Raw genomic sequence first — 20,546 nt, 5'->3', positions numbered from 1 at the left:
GCGATGAAGAGTGCTGCATGCATCGCCAATAAGACTTCGGATTCAAGCGTCGAAATCCGCGTTCGCGGCCGCGTGCAGGGCGTCGGATTCCGGCCTTTTGTTTGGCGAAATGCGCATCAGCTTGGTCTCTGGGGATATGTTTTAAATGATGCTGAAGGTGTGCTCATTCGCGTTCGTGGCGATCTTCAAGCGATTGACGCGCTGGTGCGCGAAATTCGAACGAACGCTCCTGAACTCGCCTCCGTTGCATCCATCGACCTCACGACCTTTGCCGGTGATATACCCGAAACGTTTGAGATCAAAGAAAGCACGGTCGGCGTCGGCAATACTGAAATTTCTCCCGACACCGCACTTTGCCCCGATTGCGCCGGAGAAATTACCCAACCCCTCTCGCGTCGCTACCGCTATCCATTTACAACGTGCACAAACTGCGGCCCGCGCCTGTCGATCGTCCAGAGCATTCCCTACGATCGCGCAACGACGAGCATGGCGGCATTCGATCTCTGCCCCGAGTGCGCAGCGGAATATACCGACCCCCGCGACAGGCGGTTTCATGCTGAAACCACGGCATGCCCTGCTTGCGGACCGCAAGCGCGCTTGATCCGTTTGGATGGAAAGCCCCTCGATTTTGACCGCACATTGATGCGCGACGACATCGATGCAACGCGTGATCTCCTTTCTCGGGGAGAGATTGTTGCGATTAAAGGACTTGGCGGCTACCAACTTGCGTGCGACGCAACCCGCACCGACGCGGTACAGCGCTTGCGTGATCGCAAGAACCGCGACCGCAAACCATTTGCCCTGATGGCGCGAGACCTTGATGTCATCCGGCAGCATGCGACCGTGTCAGCGGATGATGAGACCGCACTGACGAGCGCCGCCGCGCCAATCGTCCTTCTCGATGCCAACGGCCCCGAACGGCTCCCCGAGGCGATTGCTCCAGGTTTGCGAACGCTCGGCTTCATGTTGCCGACAACGCCACTACACGCCCTTCTTCTTCAGAACGTTGATCGCCCCGTGGTTATGACCTCCGGCAATCGCTCAGATTCACCGCAAGTCATTTCCGACGAAGACGCAAAATCGAATCTCGCTGATATCACGCCCTACGCACTTGTTCACAATCGCAATGTTCTGAACCGCGTAGACGACTCAGTCGTGCGCATAGCCGCCAGCAAAGCGCGCATCATTCGGCGTTCGCGCGGTTACGCACCAGCGGCGATGAGATTGCCACAAGGTTTCGAAGCGGCTCCACCACTCATCGCACTTGGCGGCGATTTGAAAAGCACGTTTTGCGTTTTGAAATGCAGTAGCGCAGTGTTGTCTCAGCATATCGGCGACCTCGACGACATCCAGACGAGCAATGATTTCGCGCGAACGATCGACCTTTATTGTCGGATGCTCGATGCTCAACCGGAAGTCATCGTCTGCGATCGCCACATCAGCTATCGCAGCAGAACGCATGCCGAGAGCCTTGCCCGAAAGCAGGTCGCCCCGCTTATCGAGATTCAACATCATCACGCCCACATCGCAAGTTGCCTGGCGGAGAACGGCCGCGAGCTTCATGGTGCTCCGGTTCTTGGCATTGCGCTCGACGGTCTTGGCTTCGGCGACGATGGAGAAATCTGGGGCGGAGAATTTCTACTCGCCGACTACGCGCGCTCCTTGAGGCTGGCTACATTTAAGCCGGTAGCAATGCCGGGTGGCGATGTGGCCTCCCGCGAGCCCTGGCGAAATCTTTACGCACATCTCACGTCCGAGATGGGTTGGCCGGAATACGCAAAGCGTTTCAGCGATCTCGACGTTTTTCGCCGCCTCGATGCAAAGCCGCGCCAAATCGTCGACGCCATGCTGCAAGCCGACATCAACGTGCCAAAAGCTTCATCGTGCGGGCGCTTATTCGATGCGGTAGCCGCGGCTCTTGGTCTGTGCTTCGACCGGCAAGGTTATGAAGGCGAGGCCGCGGCGCAACTCGAGGCCGCGGTGGATGACAATGCACTGCTGCACGAAGACGATGCGCTGTCCTATCCTTTTACGATTGTAAATTTCGGAAGCACGCGGCTTCCGTACATCGAACCTCTCGCCGCTTGGCAGGCCATTCTTGAAGACCTGATGCAGAAGACGCCAATTGGCGTCATGGCGGCTCGCTTTCACAAAGGGCTCGCGCGAGGCATCGTAGACATGACTGCCAGCCTCGCGATCCGCAAAGACGAGACAGAACCACGCTTCGACACCGTCGCGCTGTCTGGCGGCTGCTTCAACAATCGAATTTTGCTCGAACAAGTCCTTGGCCGATTACAAGCAAAAGGCTTCAAGGTCCTGACACACGCTGACGTGCCGGCCGGCGACGGAGGATTGTCGCTCGGTCAGGCGGTAATCGCTGCTGCCCAACTCATCACAGCTGCAAAAAACAAAACGAACGAAGGAAGCACCTCATGTGTCTCGGTATTCCAGGCCGCATCGTAAAGATCGACGACGCAGACAAGAGGCTTGCCACAGTCGACGTGAGCGGCGTTAAACGGCAGGTGAACGTCGCCTGCATCATCGATGACGACAATCCGATTGAAACGTGTGTCGGCGAATGGGTGCTCGTTCACGTCGGCTTCGCGATGAGCCGAATCGATGAAGCCGAAGCCGCAGAAACACTGCGGATTTTGCACGAACTCGGGGAAGCACAGGCCGAGATGGAAGCTATGCGCGCGTCAGGCCTGCAATAAACCGCGTAAAAAACCGGGAGATGAAGCCATGAAGTACGTCGACGAATTTCGCGACCGCGACAAGGCAAAAACGCTGGTGAAGGAGATCGAAGCTCTCGTGAGCGAAATCGATATCGCCAAGGAGCGACCCATCGCGATCATGGAAGTTTGCGGCGGCCACACGCATTCGATTTTCCGCTACGGGCTTGAAGGCATGCTGCCCAAGGAGATCGAATTGGTGCACGGCCCTGGATGTCCGGTATGCGTCCTCCCGATGGGCCGGATCGACGATTGCGTGGCTGTCGCGGAACGGCCCGACGTCATCTGCACGACCTTCGGCGACGCAATGCGTGTTCCGGGCTCACGCAAGAGCTTGCTGCAAGCTAAGGCAGCAGGTGCTGACGTCCGGATGGTGTATTCGCCGATGGACGCGCTGGCGCTCGCCCGTAAAAATCCGGATCGCGAGGTCGTATTCTTCGGTATCGGTTTTGAAACGACGATGCCGTCGACGGCACTGACGATCCTTCAGGCCGAGGCTGAAGACATCACGAATTTCTCGGTCTTCTGCAACCACATCACTATCGTGCCGACGATCAAGGCAATCCTGGATAGCCCAGACATGCAGCTCGATGGCTTTCTGGGGCCAGGGCACGTCTCGATGGTGATCGGCACCGATCCTTACGAATTCGTGGCGCACTATTATAAGCGGCCCATGGTTGTCGCGGGTTTCGAGCCGCTTGATGTTCTTCAGTCGATCTGGATGGTTCTAAAGCAAATCAAGGACGGACGAGCCGAGATCGAGAACCAATACAAGCGCATTGTCCCTAAGGCGGGCAATCATCAGGCGCTCGACGCAGTCTTCAAGGTGTACGAGCTTCGCGAGTTTTTCGAATGGCGCGGCCTCGGGTCGATCGATCACTCCGGCGTGCGTATCCGCGACGCCTATGAAAGATACGATGCCGAACGCAAATTCGCGATGCCGCATCTGAAGATCGCCGATCCACAAGCGTGCCAATGCGGCGACGTTCTCAAGGGCATCATCAAGCCCTGGCAATGCCAAGTCTTCGGAACGGCATGCACACCGGAGACGCCGCTTGGTGCGCTCATGGTTTCTTCCGAGGGTGCATGCGCCGCTTACTATCAGTACGGCGGCGTGAAAAAGCAGGCGGTGGCGTCATGAATGTAATTCCTATCAACCGGCGAGCCCGCCGACTGGGCACCGTCTCTGTGCCGAACGTGACCCTTGCACATGGCGGCGGCGGCAAGGCGATGAAGGATCTGATCGATGATGTCTTCATTTCCGTCTTCGATCGCGAAGGCCACGGAACGTTGGAAGACCAGGCCCGCATCGATCTTCTCGGGCTAACGAAGCTGGGCGACCGTGTCGCCTTCACAACCGACAGCTTCGTCGTCGATCCGTTGTTCTTTCCGGGCGGCGACATCGGCAAGCTCGCAATATGCGGCACCATCAACGATCTCGCTGTGGGAGGCGCCAAGCCACTCTACATTTCTTGCGCCGCAATCCTTGAAGAAGGTGTGGAAGTTGATCTGCTGCGCCGGATCGCGCGCTCCATGGCCGAGACGGCGTGCAGCGCCGGCGTTCGTATCGTCACCGGCGATACGAAGGTCGTGCACAAGGGCGCGTGCGATAAAGTCTTTCTGACAACGACGGGCATTGGCGTCATTCCCGAGGGCATCTCGCTTGGCGCCGAATTTGCGGAAGCGGGAGACGTCGTTCTCGTCAACGGTTTCCTTGGCGATCACGGCGCGGCAATTCTCGGCGCTCGAGGCGATATGGCGCTCGACAGCCCGATCATGAGCGATTGCGCGCCACTCGACGGATTGATTGCCGCCCTGCTTCGCTCCGCGCCCCACACACGCGCCATACGTGATGCGACACGCGGCGGCATCGCCACCGTCCTCAACGAGATCGCTGACGCATCTCGCGTGTCGATCGTAGTCGATGAGGAGCGCACACCGCTCAGACCAGAAGTGAAGGGCTTCTGCGAAATCCTCGGACTCGATCCGCTCTATCTCGCCAACGAAGGAAAACTCGTTGCGATCGTGCCGCGAAATGAAGCCGACGCAGCGCTTCAAGCTCTTCGTACGCACAGCTTAGGGCACGACGCGGAAATCGTCGGCGAAGTAATGGCGGGAGAGCCTGGTCGCGTCACCATGCGCACTGTTTTCGGCGGCACTCGCATCGTCGACATGCTGGTCGGCGAGCAGCTTCCAAGAATTTGTTGACGTCTTATGAAACACCCACCGGGAGAAAACACGATGTTGAAAAAACTACCGGCACTCGCGTGTGCCGCCCTTGTTCTAACCGCAGGACCTGCCTTTGCCCACGTCGGCGTGGGTCCCGTCGATACGTTCGGCCATGGCTTCGTCCACCCCATGAGCGGTATCGATCATATTCTGGCGATGGTCGCTGTCGGTCTTTTCGCAGCCAATCTCGGAGGCGCCGCGCTTTGGCTCGTGCCGTCGGCATTTGTCGGCACAATGATCTTTGGTGGAGCACTCGGCTACTACGGTTGGCCGCTGCCGATGGTCGAGGAAGGCATCGGCTTTTCCGTCGTTGTTATGGGCTTGGCCATTGCACTCGGCGTCAGGCTACCGACGATTGCAGCGATGGCTCTCGTCGGACTTTTTGCAGTTTTCCACGGCCACGCGCATGGCACCGAAGGCATCGGGCTTGGAATTGCATTCCTTCCATATGCCGCAGGATTCGTCTGCGCGACCGCCCTGCTTCACGTCTCCGGCCTAGCATTGGGTTTGAGCCTCGATCGCCTGGGTCCTACTCGCTCAAGGCTGCTCAATGCTTTGGCAGGAACCGCAGGCGCACTTGCGGGCGTGTCACTCTTGGCAGGCTGGCTCTCAGCGTAGCATAATTTCACAGAGAGAAGCTCGGGTTTGCGGCCCGACCACATAAGTTGATGCAAGCGCCAACGGCAGCGACGGCGCTTGCAACGGTATCATAAGTGCAGCGCGGCTTCCTTATCGCAGTGTTCATACCACTACTGGTCGCGAGCGTTCGGCCCAAAATTTGCGCGTTTCGCAAATAATTCAGCCGACCCCCCGTTTTCTCAAGAACTGCGTCTCTCGACGCTAGGTTGAGAAATAGCGCTTTTTCCGTGCATCTCATCGCAATCTGTGACTGGCATCAAAGTTGCTTTCCTCCCGTTGGCTTTCACCGCAGCGGAATGACTGGATGTACCGCGAATTTTCTGTCGAGGCGATGCCCCCACCGCAACGCATCCGCACATGGCAGGATGCGGTCTCCGAAACGATATTTCCGGTCGAAGCATCATATCGGCAGCCTGAATCATTCAACGCCGTCCTGCGAAATTGGGACCTCGGCACCGCCACGCTGACTTGGATGCGGTCCGACGAAATCCGCTATATTCGCGGCACCCAGCACGTCCAAAGCGATAACGAAGATAACATCATCGTATCATTCTCATCGGCTTCCGACATCTTTTTCGCACAGGACGGCATCGAGCTGACGTGCCCGAAAAAACAATTCTTCATCGAAAAAGGCCGCACGCCTTCTGACTTTCTCCAAGCAACCCCGAATGAAGTCTGGTGCCTGAAGATACCGCTGGCATCCGTGAAACGGTATATCCGCTCCCTTGACCCATTCTTCGGCCGCCTTTTCGACGGCGATTGCGGAGTTGGCGGCCTTTTGTTCGATATGGTTCGCCACGTTCCATTGCGGTTCGGCTCATCCGAGCAAGCCTCCGCCGAAGGCGTCGGCAACACATTTATCGAGCTATTCGTACTCGCCCTTCAATCCGACGATCACGCAGCAAACAGCGCTCAGACGTCGGTTCAGCGCGCACATCTCGGTCGTGTCGAGCGCTTTGTGAAGCAAAACATCGGCAATCCATCGCTCTCCCTCGATATGATTGCACGGGCTTGCAATATCTCCGTGCGCTATCTTCACACGCTCTTTCAGGGCAGCGGCATCTCCGTAGCGCAATGGATCCGGGACACGCGTTTGGAAGCATGCCGCGCGCAACTTGCCGAAACCCACAGAAAAGAGAGCATTAGCGAAATCGCTTATCGCTGGGGCTTCAGCGATCAAGCGCAATTCAGCCGGCACTTCAAGGCACGCTATGGAATGACGCCCCGCGAAATGCGCGCCGCTGCCTCGCGTGCGAAAGAACGCGCGCAAATGCCCTCCTGACGCGCAAGCTGAAACGATTTTCCGAAGGATAATGGCGCTCCGGGGCCGACGCTCTTGCGGCAACCCGTCTGCCTGCATCGTGCGCACGATTTTTTCAAATCGAAAATGACACGTTGCGCGATTGCGCAATCGATTGTGCGCTCACCCGCAAGTGTGGGCCAGATCAGACTGTTATCGTGCCAAGCAAATGCACGGAGCCCCCAACTGAATTGGCAAGCTCCGGCAACACACCATCAGAACTTCCATTCTCCGAAGCCAATAAGGCTGCTCGGCATTGCCGGCGGCTTCCGCACGAACTTGCGAAGTTTCGACCACGGCAAACCCAGGGAATTAATTTGATGCGAAAACGCTTACTCACGGCACTCATCGCACTCGCGACATGCAGTCTGGCCTTCATGACGCCCGCGATGGCGGAGAAGAAAGATCACTTCCGGGTTGCCTGGTCGATCTACGCAGGCTGGATGCCGTGGGGCTACCTCGCCGACCACGGCATCCTCAAGAAGTGGGCCGACAAATATCACATCACCATCGATATCGTTCAGCTCAATGACTACATCGAATCCATCAACCAATATACCGCCGGTAAGTTCGACGGTTGCGGCATGGCCACAATGGATACACTGACAATCCCGGCCGTCGGCGGCGTCGACACGACTGTCCTCATCATGGGCGACTACTCGAACGGCAACGACGGCATCGTCATGAAGAAGGGCAAATCGGTTTCCGACCTCAAAGGCCAGCAGGTCAACCTCGTCGAGTTCTCGGTTTCCCACTACCTGCTCGCGCGCGCCTTGAATAGCGTGGGGTTGTCAGAGCGCGACGTGAAGACGGTCAACACGACGGAGAGCGACGGCGTCGCAGCTTTCACCAGCTCTAACGATATTCAGAACATCGTGAGTTGGAACCCGATGCTGAGCGACATCAAAAAGGTTCCAGGCTCAACGCTCGTCTTCGATAGCTCCAAGATCCCCGGTGAGATCATGGACGTCATGGCCGTGAACACCCAAACGCTGAAAGACAATCCCGATTTCGGCAAAGCTCTGACGGGCGCTTGGTATGAAATGCTGGCCCTGATGAACTCTGGAACGCCGGAAGCCGACAAGGCGATCGCGTCGATGGCTGCAGCATCAGGCACCGATGTCCCGGGCTTCAAGGCTCAGCTCGCCACCACGTACCTATTCAATACTCCGGCAGAGACGCTGAAATTCGAAAGCCCTGCCGAGATGAAGAGGATCATGGATCTCGTCCGCACGTTCTCATTCGAGCACGGCCTGCTTGGCCAAAACGCGGCGTCAAAAGATGTCGTCGGCATCGAATTCCCCGACGGGTCCACGATCGGCGACCCAAAGAACATCAAATTCCGCTTCAACACCAAGTTTACGGAGATGGCCGCCGAGGGAAAGCTCTGAGGTGCCGCGCATCATCAATATAAAGCCCAACCCGAGGATTGCACGTTTCCTCGGGTTGGTGCCCTTTATCGCCCTCATCATCCTCTATCTCATCTGCTCCGAGATAAGGTTGCATGCCAATCCCAACGACAAACTCCTGCCGCCCTTCAGCGCGATGGGATCGGCAATTTCCCATCTTGCCTTTTCCGAAGATACACGCACCGGTCAGTATCTGTTTTGGGCCGATACGTTTTCGAGCCTCCGGCGTCTTGCCATTGGCTTGGGCACGTCCTTCGTGATCGCCATCGTCGTTGGTACTCTTCTCGGACTTATTCCCTACGCTGCCGCGCTCGCCAATCCGTTCGTGGCCGTGCTGGCGTTGGTCCCGCCGCTTGCCCTTCTGCCGATTCTGTTTATCGCCTTCGGTCTCGACGAACTTTCTAAGATCGTCCTGATCATTCTGGGTGTAACGCCCTATCTTATTCGCGATCTGGCGCTGCGTATCGAGCAGATGCCATACGAACTCCTCGTGAAAGCGCAAACAATGGGCGCCTCGACTTGGCAGATCATGACGCGGATCGTCCTGCCGCAAATGCTGCCGCGCGTGCTGGATGGATTGCGCTTCTCAATCGGACCCGCATGGCTGTTTCTCATCGCTGCGGAAGCAATCGCCTCAACCGACGGCCTGGGCTATCGCATCTTCCTCGTCCGCCGCTACCTCGCGATGGATATCATCATACCCTACGTCATCTGGATCACAGCTCTTGCATTTCTGATGGACTACGGTCTGCGCATCCTGAGTGCGAGGCTCTTTCCGTGGGCAAAGGCGGCCGCCCCATGAGTGAAATTACGATCAAGAATGTCTGGAAGGAGTACGGCAGTGCGACCGTACTCGAGCGATTGAATTTCACGGTCCAAAAGGGCGAATTTTGCGCCCTTGTCGGGCCCTCAGGATGCGGAAAGACGACGTTCCTCCGTCTGCTGTTATCCATGGAGCCCGCGACCCGCGGTAAAATTCTGGTCGGTGAGGAACAGATATCAACTGAGCCCGCGCGCGATCGCGGTATCGTCTTTCAGAGGTACTCCGTTTTTCCCCATCTCACCGTTCTTGGCAACGCAATGCTCGGGACAGAACTCGCGCAATCAAAAATGGGCGGACATCTCTTCGGCAATAAACGCGCACAAGCGAAAAGTTCCGCAACTGATATGCTTGGGCGTGTTGGCCTCGGTCACGTCCTAAACCACTATCCGGCACAACTCTCGGGCGGCATGCAGCAGCGACTTGCGATCGCCCAAGCGCTTCTCTGCAGTCCGAAAGTCCTGCTTCTTGACGAAGCCTTCGGCGCCCTCGATCCGCCGACTAAATCGAACATCCACACGCTGATGCACCAGCTTTGGCAAGATCGCCAGATGACAGTCTTCATGGTCACGCACGATCTGACCGAAGCATTCACGTTGGCAACGCGCGTCCTCGAATTCGGTAAAGTCCGGCGCGATCCCCAAGCTCCCGATGCCTACGGCGCAACTTTGGTTCGCGATGTCGGCCTTGCCGGCCAGACGCCGAGTGAGCGTGGTGAAACTCTAGCCTCCTGGCAGGAGAATTCCGAAAGCCCGCATGTGATCGACCTCTTTTCCAATTCCCACCGCTAGCAACCATCCCTCCTATCAGGAATGAATTTTTGTCGTTTCGCGCAAAGGCTGCAGAATCTCATTGGGACGCAAAAGGCGGGATCTTATCGTTGGGCAGACGCACCAAATAACGACAGCGTCTCAATGGAGATAATGAATGACCGCTAAACGCTTCCATCTCGGCTGGTTCACGAACTTCACCGCCGACGAATGGTTAGGCCCCTTCTCGAACGGCGGCGCCCCGTGGAACGGCAAGTTTTACGTTGAAATGGCCCAGTCGCTCGAACGTGCCTGCTTCGATTACATCATGCTCGAAGACAAACTCGCCATTTCCGAATCCTACGGCGGCACCGCTGAAATCACCTTGAAGCACGCTCTTGGATTTGCACCGAAGCATGATCCCGTACCGTTGGCGACGATGATCAGCGCTGCAACAAGCAAACTCGGCGTCGTCGCCACCATGTCGACGCTGGCCTATCCGCCGTTTCTGCTGGCACGCCTTGCTTCGACCGTTGACAGCATCGCAGGCGGCCGCTTCGGCTGGAACATCGTGACCTCGGCAGAAAACGCTGCTGCACAAAACTTCGGCCTCGATGCACTACCTCCTCGCGAGCTGCGGTACGAGATGGCCGATGAATACATGAACCTGTGCTACAAACTCTGGAACTCCTGGGAGCCGGATGCAGTCATTCGCGACCGCGCGACATCGACGTATGCCGACTTCAGAAAAGTTCACGCGGTCAACTTTGAAGGCAAATTCTTCAAGTGCCGCGGCCCACTCAATACCGTCCGCTCACCGCAAGGCGTGCCCGCTCTGGTGCAGGCCGGCGGATCTCCCAAAGGCCGAGACTTCGCCGCCAGGCACGCCAACTCGATCGTCGCCGTGGCGCCGGGCATCGAAAAGATGAAAGCATTCCGCGACGACGTACGAGAACGCGCCAAAGCCCACGGCCGCAATCCGGACGACATCAAGATACTCTTCCTCGTCGCACCGGTTCTCGCGGAAACGGAAGAAGAGGCCAAGGCAAAGAACGCGCGCAAGACGTCCGATCCAATGTTTCTGGAACAATGCCTCGCGCTCATCTCGGCCATCACGGATATCAATTTCAAGAAGTACGACATCAACAAGCCGCTGCCTGAGAAGCTTATCACGAACGGCGAACAGGGCTCGCTCGACATGTTCCAGCAATGGGGTTCGAACAAGACGCTTCGTCAGCTCGTCGTCGAAGCATCCGGCGGCATCGTTGGTTCGGTCGAACTCGTGGGAACGCCAGAACAAGTTGCGGATAAAATGGCTGACACAATGGCCGCCGTTGGCGGTGACGGCTTTCTCATCACGACACCCGTGCAATCGACGAACCGCCGGACCGTTATCGAAGTGTGCGACGGCCTCGTACCTGTTCTGCAAAGAAAAGGTCTGGTTCGCACCGAATACACCGGCAAGACCCTGAAAGAAAATCTTGTCGCGTTCTAATGCGATGAGAGGCGGAGGATGCGATCTCATCCTCCGCCTCGTCCCGTGACAAAATACTGACAACAAAAAAAAGGAACAGAGCGTACCTCTATTATGCAACGCTCTTCGCAGCAAACTTCACGGCTTCATCGAATTGACCGACCACCTGATCTAGCATCTCGCTATAACGCGCGTCTGTGATCAGTCCATCTGACGTCGGATCGAGAACGCTCTCGATAACGAAATGTCCCTGGACGGAATGACGTGCGCCAAGCGCATGAAGTACCGGTCGCAACGCGTAATCAAGCATGAGCGCATGGGCCAACGTTCCGCCAGTCGCCAGAGGAAGGATTGCTTTACCCGCGAGCGCATATTGCGGCAGAAGATCGAGAAAAACCTTGAGCAGGCCGGAATAGGACGCCTTGTAGGTAGGCGTAACCAAAACGACGCCATGGGCGTCCTTAAGAAGAGCCGCCGCCTCTGCGATCTGAGTATTTTTGGTATCCGCGCGCACCAACGCCTCGGGCGGCAAATCCCTCAGCCGCAAGTGCCGGGCTTCCATCTCCATCGAAGTCAGACGATCGGCAACATGCTGCGCCAATGCTGCCGTCTTCGATTTCTCGGAAGGGCTGGCAGAGACGACAAGGATAGACGGCATCAAGGTCACTTAGCTCCTGTGGGCTTCGATATACATAAAGTGCACGATAACTCTTATGCCGCAGAGGTCTTGCACTTTGATGCATAAGCCTTTGCACATCCGTGCATGGGGTCAAACTTCAGACTTGAAAGCCGGCGCACTTACAAAGAGGCTTGCGATCAGATCCGCCAAAGCAGGCGCCACTCAACGAGTAATCCAGGATACGGAGCTGAAATAAAATGCGACTGGCTGTCTGTCAGGTAAGCGCTGCACTTGGGGACAAAGCGAAGAATATCGCCACGATCAGTAGAGCCGTCCACACAGCGGCATGCTGGGGGACCGATCTTGTCGTTCTGCCCGAACTATTCTTGACGGGATACAACATCGGCTCCAGAGCAGCCGAGTTGGCAGAAGCAATGGATGGCCCCTCGCTCACCGCCGTCGCTAAAATCGCAGCACGCGAAAGCTGCGCGATATGTGTTGGGTTTGCCGAACGCGACGGAAAAAACGTTTTCAATAGTTCCGCCCTTTTCGACACGCAGGGCAATCTCGTCGCGCTTTATCGGAAGATTCACCTGTTCGGTCCGAAGGAACAAGAATTGTTCACCGCCGGTGACGAATTGGTCGTCGCCCGCCTCGGCGACTGCACGATCGGAATGGCGATCTGCTACGATATCGAATTTCCAGAATTCGCCCGCGCATTGAAGCGACGCGGCGCGGATCTCATCGTCGCGCCAACCGCGAATATGCTTCCCTTTGTCGAGGTTCCGACCACATTCGTCCGCGCCCGCGCACTTGAGAATGGACTATTTCTCGCCTACGCAAATCATTGCGGTACCGAAGCGGAACTTGAGTATACAGGCATGAGCGGCATCAGCGGTCCCGACGGCCTGGACCTAGCGAGAGCGGGCATTCGTGGCGAAGCACTTTTGCTTGCGGAACTCCCGACCACCTATCCTATAGGTTCGCTCTCAACACAGAGCGATGATCTGCGACTATCAGCAGAGAAATAAGAGACATCGTTCGCATACGGCGCGAGGGCCGACGTACCGAAGAGTTCTATTGAAAACGTCTTATACTCGCCGATTGCCGCAAAGCGCCGACAAATCAATCAAACAGGAGCGAAATCCTTCCAAGGAAGTCAGTTCGGTTCCCGCCTGAACATCCACTTGATGAACGCGAAATCCGCTCTCATGTACGGCGCTCACCATCATCAGATTGTCCGACATGTCGAAACGCTCGACCGACGTGCCCGCGCTGTACATCTCCAGCAAATCCGCTCGACCATGTTCGTAATATCCGCTCGATCTCTGATGGAACGGCGACGTCACATGCGTGTAGCCGAGGACCGGCTTGCCCGTGGCAGCCATGAACCCCATTTCGAATGCCGTGCCTGGATCCATACTCACGCCCCGGAAGGGCGTCATATTTGCAATCACGGCATCGCATCTCTTCATGTGATCGAGATTACCGCGATAAATAGCGATGCCCTGGCTGAACGCCGAGAGTTTGCCGAGATCCAGCTCGCCGTCCATCGGTGATACGCCCTCGAAATCAAATTCAGCACACAGCGCTTTTTTTGCGTCGAAGACTGGCTTTCCAAATTCGGGCAAAAATACTTCAGGCCCCGCCAGATAAATCTTGTAGTTCGACACAATGCCTCCCGCTTTTGCCCCCGCGCACGACAGGACAAGACGATGCCTGTCACCCTGACTATGTGCGCGTGGAAATTCCCGCCAGGAGAATATCGACCAAACGTTTGGCCGCATCAGTTCCCGATGGACCCGTCGCAATCGTCGCGACGCCGGCCAACGCCCGCAAAAGATCGAGAGGCTCGACCGACAGCCGAATATCGCCACTCGCCGTCGCGTTTTCGACCAACGTCGAGATCGCCTGGGTGACCTTGGCGCCGGATGACGCGTAAAGATCTGACGGTCCGCAAACGAGTGAACTCAATGCTTCCGACATCCCGTGCTTGATCGCCATGTAGTCGACAAAAATAAGCAACCACGCACGCAACGCATCGACCGGCGGTCGCTCTTTCGCGAGCCGTATAGCCGCCGCCATCAATTGCTCGGTCTCGTTGCGATAGACCGCTTCGATGAGCGCATCGCGCGTCGGAAAATGCCGATACAGCGTTCCGATGCCGACACCGGCATCGCGTGCAATCTCCTCCAGGCTCGCGGCTGATCCTTTGTCCGCAAAGACCCCTTTCGCTGTTTCCAGCAGGCGAAGCCGATTGCGCTCCGCATCGACGCGGACCTTCCGGGCCGCAGTAGGCTTACCTTTATCGCTCACACACGAAATGCCTCTTGATAAACGGAGAATGCCTCCGTATATAAATGGAGGCACCCTCCTTTTATGCCAAATCGGGTCGGCAGACAATGCTCCGCCGCCAACGGAGGCGTGCGTCTACTGGTATAAAGGAGAGTGTCATGGCCGCGGCTTTCGGAGCAACCTCAACAACGGAAGATGTCCTTCAAGACGTCAACTTGCATGGCAAACGCATACTTGTAACGGGCGTTTCAGCGGGCTTAGGCGTCGAGACCGCGCGTGCACTAGCAGCCCACGGCGCAGAAGTCGTCGGCGCCGTACGCGACCTTGCGAAGGCAGAGCGTGCGACGGCAGAAGCCCGCGCCGAAGTCCAGAACCGCGGCAGCATCACATTTATAGATCTCGATCTCGCCTCCCTCAAAAGCGTACGCGCGTGCGCCGACGCTCTGCTGGCTGACGGACGTCCTTTCGACGTTGTGATCGCCAATGCCGGCGTCATGCGCACGCCCTTCTGGCACACGGAAGATGGCTTCGAGATGCAGTTCGGAACCAATCACCTCGGACACTTCGTCCTCGTCAACCGCATCGCCTCATTGATCGCACCCGGCGGACGGCTGGTGAACGTCTCATCTGCCGGCCACCGTTATTCCGACGTCGATCTCGACGATCCGAATTTCGCGAATACGCCTTACGATCCCATGGTCGCTTACGGTCGCTCGAAGACAGCGAATATTCTGTTTGCTGTCGAATTCGACCGACGCCACAAAGAAAAGGGCGCTCGCGCCACCGCGATACATCCGGGTGGCATCGCCACCGAGCTTGCGCGCCATATGCAGCCCGGCGAGATCGATGAACTATTGAAGCAGATCAATGCTCAAGCCGCAGCGGCCGGAAGACCGCCATTCCAGTGGAAGACCGTTCCGCAGGGCGCCGCAACAACCGTGTGGGCGGGTTTCGTAGCGCCAGCCGATGAAATCGGCGCAAAGTACTGCGAAGATTGCCACGTCGCGTCCGTAACCGATGGCAAGATGGACATCGTGAGCGGCGGAGTGCGCGCTTATGCACTGGACCCTGAAAGGGCGATGGCGCTGTGGGCCAAAAGCGAAGAAATGGTCGGCGAACGCTTCTAATCGCTAAGCGCGAGGAACCGCGGCCCACTGCCAAAGTAGGATGCGGTTCCTCGCCATGATCGTCTATTTCGTCGTGTAACCGCCATTGACCAAGATCGTTTGCCCTGTCATCCACCAGCCGTCCGAGACAAGCATGCGGATCCAAGGCACAATATCTTCGATGTCTGTCAGACCAGTCTTCGAATACTGCGACAGCGCCGCGGCAGTCTTGTGATACGCAACGGCATCGGCTCCTTCTGCCGGATAGAAGAATGGCGTATCCATCGGGCCCGGGCCGATCGCCGTCACCGAAATGCCGCGCTCGCCGAACTCTTTTGATGCCGCACGGGTGAAATGCTCGACGGGTGCTTTGGTACCGGCATAACTCGAATAGAATGGCGTGTAAGCGCCAAGGAGAGACGTTACCACCGTTACGATCTTGCCGTTGTCGTTGATGTGCTTACCGGCCTCTTTGAGAAAGAAGAACGCGGCCTTGGCGTTGACGGCACTCATCTCGTCGTATTCCGCCTCAGATATTTCAACCATCGGCTTTTTCAGAACTTTGCCAACCGTATTGATGGCGATGTCCGGACGCCCGAGCGCTGCGACGGCATCGGCGAAAAGCTTTTCCATGGCTGTGGCCGTCGTGAGATCACCCTGAACCGCGATCGCCTCGGCCCCGAGCTTTTTCACGGCCGCAACAGTCTCCTCAGCCGCTTCCTTGCTCGCCGCAGTGTTGTAGTGAATAGCAATCGCCTTGGCGCCGTGAGCAGCTAGATCGCGCGCGATAAGACCTCCAAGATTCTTGGCGCCGCCCGCAATGATTGCGGTTTTTCCTTTGATGCTGTGATCAGCCATTTTCACTTCTATCACCTTGTCAGTATCTGTTCGCTCGACACCGTACAGTCTATAATTTGCGGATAAATCATTATATTACGACATCACTTGTCAGAATTTACGCGCAATGAAAGGTTGTTTCAGCGACTTGGATCGGATCGAGCTATTTCGCGTATTCGCGCGTGTCGTCGAATGCTCCAGCTTCACACGCGCGGCAGATACGCTTGGCATGCCGCGGTCGTCGGTCTCTGCTGCCGTCCTGGAACTTGAAGAGCGCGTCGGCACGAGACTTCTCCACCGAACGACGAGACAGGTCTCGCCGACACAAGATGGCGTCGCATTTTACGAGCGCTGTCTGCGCGTCATAGCAGACGTGGAAGAAACCGAAGGGCTTTTCCGCCAGACGGCAGCAAAGCCATCCGGCAAACTTAAAGTCGACGTACCCGGCCGAATTGGACGCCTTATCGTCGCTCCTGCCTTGCCCGACTTTCTCGATACCTATCCGGAAATATCGATTGAGCTTGGCGTTACCGATCGTGCTGTAAATCTCGTGGAAGATAGCATCGATTGCGTCTTACGCGTCGGTCCGTTGACGGACTCGGTGTTAATCGCACGCCCCATGGGAAGGCTCACACTGATCAACGTCGCCAGCCCATCTTATCTGCGCCGTCATCGCATTCCGAAAACGCCCGCAGACCTCACTGAACATTGGGCCATCCAGTACGCCTCACCTTCGACCGGCCGCACCGAAGATTGGGAATGGTTCGAGGACGGAATACTTCGCACGCTCTCGATGCGCAGCCGAGTCACCGTGAACAGCGCCGAAGCCTATATTGCATGTGCCCTTGCAGGCCTCGGTCTGATTCAAATTCCGGCATTCGATGTCCGACGATACATAGAAGCCGGCGAACTTTGCGAGGTTATGCCAACGTATCGAGCCGCCCCGATGCCGATAACGCTGCTCTATCCCCATCGTCAGCACCTTTCCCGCCGCCTTCAGATTTTCGCAGAATGGCTGGAAAAGTTGATCAAGCGCGAAGTCGTCCGTGCACAATAGACTCTAAAAAAATGTATCGAGATACGCCGCAGCTTCATCCGAAATTTCAACGATCTTATTCGTGGCCTGTCGATAGAATTTGAAGTTGAGTTCCGTTTCAGGCCGGCCGTCGTCCCAGTCCGAAAAACGTTTAAGGCTGTTGCGACCAAGAGCTTGCTTTGTCACGCCTGTCCGCTTGATGACCACGCTTACGCGAGGTGTCTGCCTCACGACGCCGAGTTTTCTCGCGACCGGTTCGGCAGCTACAATAACACCCCTCCCGATGAGACCAATACCACCCTCATTTTCGCTGGCGAACACAAAGATCGTATCGCCCTTAGCAACATTTTTTGCCGCCATACATCGTCTTCTGCGACGCGAAGGCAAATATTTTCGCCTTCACGTCCTGCACTGAAACTTTGATGGCGTACTTCATGGCGCCTCGTCGGCAAATGCGCACATAGCCTCAATCCGGAATGTCCGGTTCTACGAGTTTCGCAAGCTGCTCCAGCGACTGTTGCCACCCGAGATAACAGGCTTCGACCGGAATGACGGCTGGCAAACCAGACTGCTCAATGCTGACGTCCGTGCCGACTGAAACGGCCTTGAGCACAACCGTGACATGAATGATGCCGGGAAGATTGGGATCGTCAAATTTATCCGTGTAGCGGATGAGCTCGTTCGGAACGAGTTCCAGATATTCCCCGCCAAACGAATGCACTTTTCCGCTCGTGAAGTTCTTAAATGACATTTTGAACTTGCCGCCCACCTTTGCGTCCATCTGCGCGACGTGGCAGATAAAGCCGTAAGGCGGCAGCCATCGCGCCATAGCATCGCCGTCGAGAAATGCCCGATAGACCTTCTCCGGCTTGGTGGCAAAGACACGATGCAATCGAACGGTATTTGTGGCTGCTGCAGTCGCTTTCTGCTTATCCGACACGACGCTTCTCCCTGTTTCGCAGTCGCGGAAAAGCCGTTATCGGCTCCGCTCTGTCTTCAAGACGTATGCTGCGTCGCCCATCCGACAACAGGAATGGGTGATTTTTAGGAATATTCATGTGCCCGTCGAAGCGACAGCCTTATACCCGATGCCGTACTGCGATTTTTTTTATTGAACATGTCGGATTGCCAGACGTTGAGACGTCCTGGAAGCAAACACAGAGGAGACGCCATGCTCTACACGCTGCTTTGCTACAATAAAGAAGACGTCGTCTGGTCCTGGAGCAAGGAGGAAGACGACGCTGTGATGGGGCGGCTGAATGTGGTTCACGAGAAGCTCGTCAAGGAAGGCAAGCTCGGCCCCGCACTACGGCTCTTGCCGACCACCGCCGCAACCACGCTGCGTGGTCCCGACATGGTTATTGACGGCCCGTTCGCCGAAACCAAAGAGCAGCTCCTCGGCTTTTATGTCATCGACGTTCCCGATCTCGATGCAGCATTGGCGGTCGCGCGTGAACTCTCTGCCGCCAATCCGACGAGCGTCTACGAAATACGTCCCGTAGCCCTCTACGTGCCTGAAGCGCGAGAGAATGCACCAAAGGATCGCATCAAAGCCTATTGATATGAGCCAGGTCATTCAAGATCCGACATGGATCGACAGCATACTGACCGCTTCTCGTCCGCAAGCGGTCAGCGCACTGCTTCGCTACTTTCGCGATATGGACACGGCCGAAGAGGCCTATCAGGAAGCCTGCCTTCGCGCACTCCGCAATTGGCCTCGAAACGGCCAGCCACGCGATCCGGTAGCTTGGCTGATCTTGGTTGGCCGCAATGCGGCTCTCGACGGCACCCGCCGCAAAAGCCGTGACATAGCGTTACCGCCTGATGAGATGATCTCCGATCTTGGCGATGCGGAAGCTCCGCTGATTGAACGGCTGGATGACTCGCATTACCGAGACGATGTCTTACGCCTTCTCTTTATCTGCTGCCATCCGGAACTTCCCGCGACACAACAAATTGCGCTGGCGCTTCGTATCGTCTCGGGCATCTCCGTCGCGCAGATCGCACGCGCATTTCTTGTCAGCGATGCTGCAATGGAGCAACGCATCACGCGCGCCAAGGCTCGAATAGCGAAAGCTGACGTACCGTTCGAAACGCCAGGGCCGGTTGAACGATCCGAACGCCTCGCGGCCGTCGTAACGATGATCTATCTGCTCTTCAACGAAGGCTATACCGCGGGCAATGATCCTGCCCGCGCGTCTCTATGCGATGAAGCCATTCGCCTGGCGCGATTGATTTTGCGCCTCTATCCAACAGAACCGGAAATCATGGGGCTGACGGCGTTGATGATGCTGCAGCAATCACGTTTGCGCGCCCGGTTCGATGACAAGGGCGAAGCAGTCCTGCTGGAAGATCAGGATCGAAATCTCTGGAACACAAAATTGATCAACGAAGGCGTGGCTCTCTTGGACAAGGCCATGCGCCATGACCGTCCGGGCCCCTACCAGGTCCAAGCCGCCATCGCCGCAACACACGCCCGCGCCGGCAGCTTCCAGGAAACCGATTGGCTGGCAATCGACGGGCTTTACGCCGCCCTCGAACGTATGCAGCCGTCACCTGTAGTCACGTTAAACCGCTCTGTGGTGACCGCAAAACTTCGCGGACCCGAAGCAGCCCTTGCCATGATCGAACCGCTCGAAAGGCCCTTGTCCGGGTATTTTCATTATTTCGGCGCGCGCGGCGCTTTTTTATTGCAACTCGGTAGAACGGCGGAAGCACGCGCTGATTTCGATCGCGCTATATCTCTGGCCACGACGCCAGCCCAGGCGGCTCATATTCGCCAGCATCTGGATCGCATTATTCGCGATGCTGAATGATTTTTTTTTGCGCCTTGTCGGATGGCGGCCGGAAGCGCCGTCCTTGAAGTGCGATCAAGACGGAGGAAATCATGACCGAAAGTGTCAAGGCGCCGGTAAAAGGCGGCGCCATCGTCTATTTATCCATCGATGGCGCAGTGAAAGCAGCAGAATTCTATCAACGCGCGTTTGCAGGCACCCTGGCCGCCCTCGTCCCGCCCGACGAGCAAGGACGGACGATGCATGCCCATCTCTACATCAACGGTTCGTCCGTCATGCTCAGCGACTTTTTCCCCGAGCACGGCTATCCGCCCGTCCCGCCCGCAGCCTTCAACATTACGCTCGCCGTCGATAACACTGACGCATGGTACGAGCGGGCGATCGCGGCGGGCTGCACTCCTAAAGTTCCGATCTCGTGCATGTTTTGGGGCGATCGGTATGGCCAAGTCCAAGACCCGTTCGGCATCGTGTGGGCCATCAACGGACCCGTAAAAGAGTAATCTCAT

22 protein-coding genes are annotated in these 20,546 nt (G+C 56.8%); 16 read left to right on the top strand and 6 right to left on the bottom strand.

Features of this window, described 5'->3' with window-relative positions; translation table 11 throughout:
• Positions 1-3: 3 nt before the first annotated feature.
• The 10 genes from hypF (at position 4) to HYP802_RS0105310 (ending at position 11,373) form a co-directional block, all read left to right on the top strand.
• Entirely contained in the window at positions 4-2,463 is a 2,460-nt protein-coding gene (hypF, locus tag HYP802_RS0105355; RefSeq protein WP_024275295.1) for a carbamoyltransferase HypF, read from the top strand.
• Complete coding sequence (locus tag HYP802_RS0105350) at positions 2,433-2,714, top strand: HypC/HybG/HupF family hydrogenase formation chaperone (protein WP_013946086.1); 282 nt, start codon at positions 2,433-2,435, stop codon at positions 2,712-2,714. Before hypF ends, HYP802_RS0105350 begins: the two co-directional genes overlap by 31 nt.
• A 28-nt stretch (positions 2,715-2,742) precedes the next feature.
• Positions 2,743-3,873, top strand: a complete 1,131-nt coding sequence (hypD, locus tag HYP802_RS0105345; protein WP_013946085.1) for a hydrogenase formation protein HypD — start codon at positions 2,743-2,745, stop codon at positions 3,871-3,873.
• Positions 3,870-4,940, top strand: a complete 1,071-nt coding sequence (gene hypE / locus HYP802_RS0105340; protein WP_013946084.1) for a hydrogenase expression/formation protein HypE — start codon at positions 3,870-3,872, stop codon at positions 4,938-4,940. Before hypD ends, hypE begins: the two co-directional genes overlap by 4 nt.
• Before the next feature lie 33 nt (positions 4,941-4,973).
• On the top strand, positions 4,974-5,579 hold the full coding sequence (locus tag HYP802_RS0105335) for a HupE/UreJ family protein (protein WP_013946083.1): 606 nt from the start codon (positions 4,974-4,976) through the stop codon (positions 5,577-5,579).
• A gap of 325 nt (positions 5,580-5,904) precedes the next feature.
• On the top strand, positions 5,905-6,882 hold the full coding sequence (locus tag HYP802_RS0105330) for a helix-turn-helix domain-containing protein (protein WP_013946082.1): 978 nt from the start codon (positions 5,905-5,907) through the stop codon (positions 6,880-6,882).
• A 338-nt stretch (positions 6,883-7,220) separates the two neighbouring features.
• The gene (locus HYP802_RS0105325; protein WP_013946081.1) at positions 7,221-8,291 is read left to right on the top strand and encodes a putative urea ABC transporter substrate-binding protein; all 1,071 of its coding nucleotides are present in this window, start codon (positions 7,221-7,223) and stop codon (positions 8,289-8,291) included.
• A 1-nt stretch (position 8,292) separates the two neighbouring features.
• The gene (locus HYP802_RS0105320) at positions 8,293-9,111 is read left to right on the top strand and encodes an ABC transporter permease subunit (protein WP_013946080.1); all 819 of its coding nucleotides are present in this window, start codon (positions 8,293-8,295) and stop codon (positions 9,109-9,111) included.
• Positions 9,108-9,920, top strand: coding sequence for an ABC transporter ATP-binding protein (locus tag HYP802_RS0105315; RefSeq protein ID WP_024275294.1), 813 nt, complete (start codon positions 9,108-9,110; stop codon positions 9,918-9,920). The genes HYP802_RS0105320 and HYP802_RS0105315 overlap by 4 nt, the downstream gene beginning before the upstream one ends.
• Before the next feature lie 136 nt (positions 9,921-10,056).
• Positions 10,057-11,373, top strand: a complete 1,317-nt coding sequence (locus HYP802_RS0105310; RefSeq protein ID WP_013946078.1) for an NtaA/DmoA family FMN-dependent monooxygenase — start codon at positions 10,057-10,059, stop codon at positions 11,371-11,373.
• A gap of 91 nt (positions 11,374-11,464) precedes the next feature.
• Here HYP802_RS0105310 and ssuE read toward each other — a convergent pair whose 3' ends face one another.
• Entirely contained in the window at positions 11,465-12,010 is a 546-nt protein-coding gene (gene ssuE, locus HYP802_RS0105305; RefSeq protein WP_013946077.1) for an NADPH-dependent FMN reductase, read from the bottom strand.
• Positions 12,011-12,228: 218 nt separating this feature from the next.
• Here ssuE and HYP802_RS0105300 point away from each other — a divergent pair, with 218 nt between their 5' ends.
• Positions 12,229-13,002 carry a carbon-nitrogen hydrolase family protein gene (locus HYP802_RS0105300; protein WP_013946076.1) on the top strand — a complete coding sequence of 258 codons (774 nt, stop codon included), beginning with the start codon at positions 12,229-12,231 and terminating at the stop codon, positions 13,000-13,002.
• 60 nt (positions 13,003-13,062) lie between these two features.
• Here the strand turns inward: HYP802_RS0105300 and HYP802_RS0105295 are convergent, their stop codons facing one another.
• A complete protein-coding gene (locus HYP802_RS0105295) occupies positions 13,063-13,644 on the bottom strand; it encodes a nucleoside 2-deoxyribosyltransferase (protein ID WP_013946075.1) in 582 nt (193 codons plus the stop codon).
• 58 nt (positions 13,645-13,702) lie between these two features.
• Positions 13,703-14,287, bottom strand: coding sequence for a TetR/AcrR family transcriptional regulator (locus HYP802_RS0105290; RefSeq protein ID WP_013946074.1), 585 nt, complete (start codon positions 14,285-14,287; stop codon positions 13,703-13,705).
• Between the two features lie 137 nt (positions 14,288-14,424).
• Here HYP802_RS0105290 and HYP802_RS0105285 point away from each other — a divergent pair, with 137 nt between their 5' ends.
• Positions 14,425-15,393, top strand: a complete 969-nt coding sequence (locus tag HYP802_RS0105285; protein ID WP_013946073.1) for an SDR family NAD(P)-dependent oxidoreductase — start codon at positions 14,425-14,427, stop codon at positions 15,391-15,393.
• A gap of 63 nt (positions 15,394-15,456) precedes the next feature.
• Here HYP802_RS0105285 and HYP802_RS0105280 read toward each other — a convergent pair whose 3' ends face one another.
• The gene (locus tag HYP802_RS0105280; protein WP_013946072.1) at positions 15,457-16,230 is read right to left on the bottom strand and encodes an SDR family oxidoreductase; all 774 of its coding nucleotides are present in this window, start codon (positions 16,228-16,230) and stop codon (positions 15,457-15,459) included.
• 127 nt (positions 16,231-16,357) lie between these two features.
• Here HYP802_RS0105280 and HYP802_RS0105275 point away from each other — a divergent pair, with 127 nt between their 5' ends.
• Positions 16,358-17,266, top strand: coding sequence for a LysR family transcriptional regulator (locus HYP802_RS0105275; RefSeq protein WP_024275293.1), 909 nt, complete (start codon positions 16,358-16,360; stop codon positions 17,264-17,266).
• A 3-nt stretch (positions 17,267-17,269) separates the two neighbouring features.
• Here the strand turns inward: HYP802_RS0105275 and HYP802_RS22100 are convergent, their stop codons facing one another.
• Positions 17,270-17,605, bottom strand: coding sequence for a hypothetical protein (locus HYP802_RS22100; protein ID WP_013946070.1), 336 nt, complete (start codon positions 17,603-17,605; stop codon positions 17,270-17,272).
• A gap of 106 nt (positions 17,606-17,711) precedes the next feature.
• Positions 17,712-18,185 carry an SRPBCC family protein gene (locus HYP802_RS0105265; protein WP_013946068.1) on the bottom strand — a complete coding sequence of 158 codons (474 nt, stop codon included), beginning with the start codon at positions 18,183-18,185 and terminating at the stop codon, positions 17,712-17,714.
• Positions 18,186-18,416: 231 nt separating this feature from the next.
• Here HYP802_RS0105265 and HYP802_RS0105260 point away from each other — a divergent pair, with 231 nt between their 5' ends.
• From HYP802_RS0105260 to HYP802_RS0105245, 3 genes are all read left to right on the top strand, one after another.
• Positions 18,417-18,806: a YciI family protein gene (locus HYP802_RS0105260; RefSeq protein WP_013946067.1), complete on the top strand. Its 390-nt coding sequence runs from the start codon at positions 18,417-18,419 to the stop codon at positions 18,804-18,806.
• Between the two features lies 1 nt (position 18,807).
• Positions 18,808-20,061, top strand: a complete 1,254-nt coding sequence (locus HYP802_RS0105255) for an RNA polymerase sigma factor (RefSeq protein ID WP_013946066.1) — start codon at positions 18,808-18,810, stop codon at positions 20,059-20,061.
• A 71-nt stretch (positions 20,062-20,132) separates the two neighbouring features.
• A complete protein-coding gene (locus tag HYP802_RS0105245; RefSeq protein WP_013946065.1) occupies positions 20,133-20,540 on the top strand; it encodes a glyoxalase/bleomycin resistance/extradiol dioxygenase family protein in 408 nt (135 codons plus the stop codon).
• The last annotated feature ends 6 nt before the right edge of the window (positions 20,541-20,546 follow it).

Source organism: Hyphomicrobium sp. 802, assembly GCF_000526135.1.
Classification (GTDB): domain Bacteria; phylum Pseudomonadota; class Alphaproteobacteria; order Rhizobiales; family Hyphomicrobiaceae; genus Hyphomicrobium_B.
This window is presented reverse-complemented; position numbering and strand designations above follow the sequence as displayed.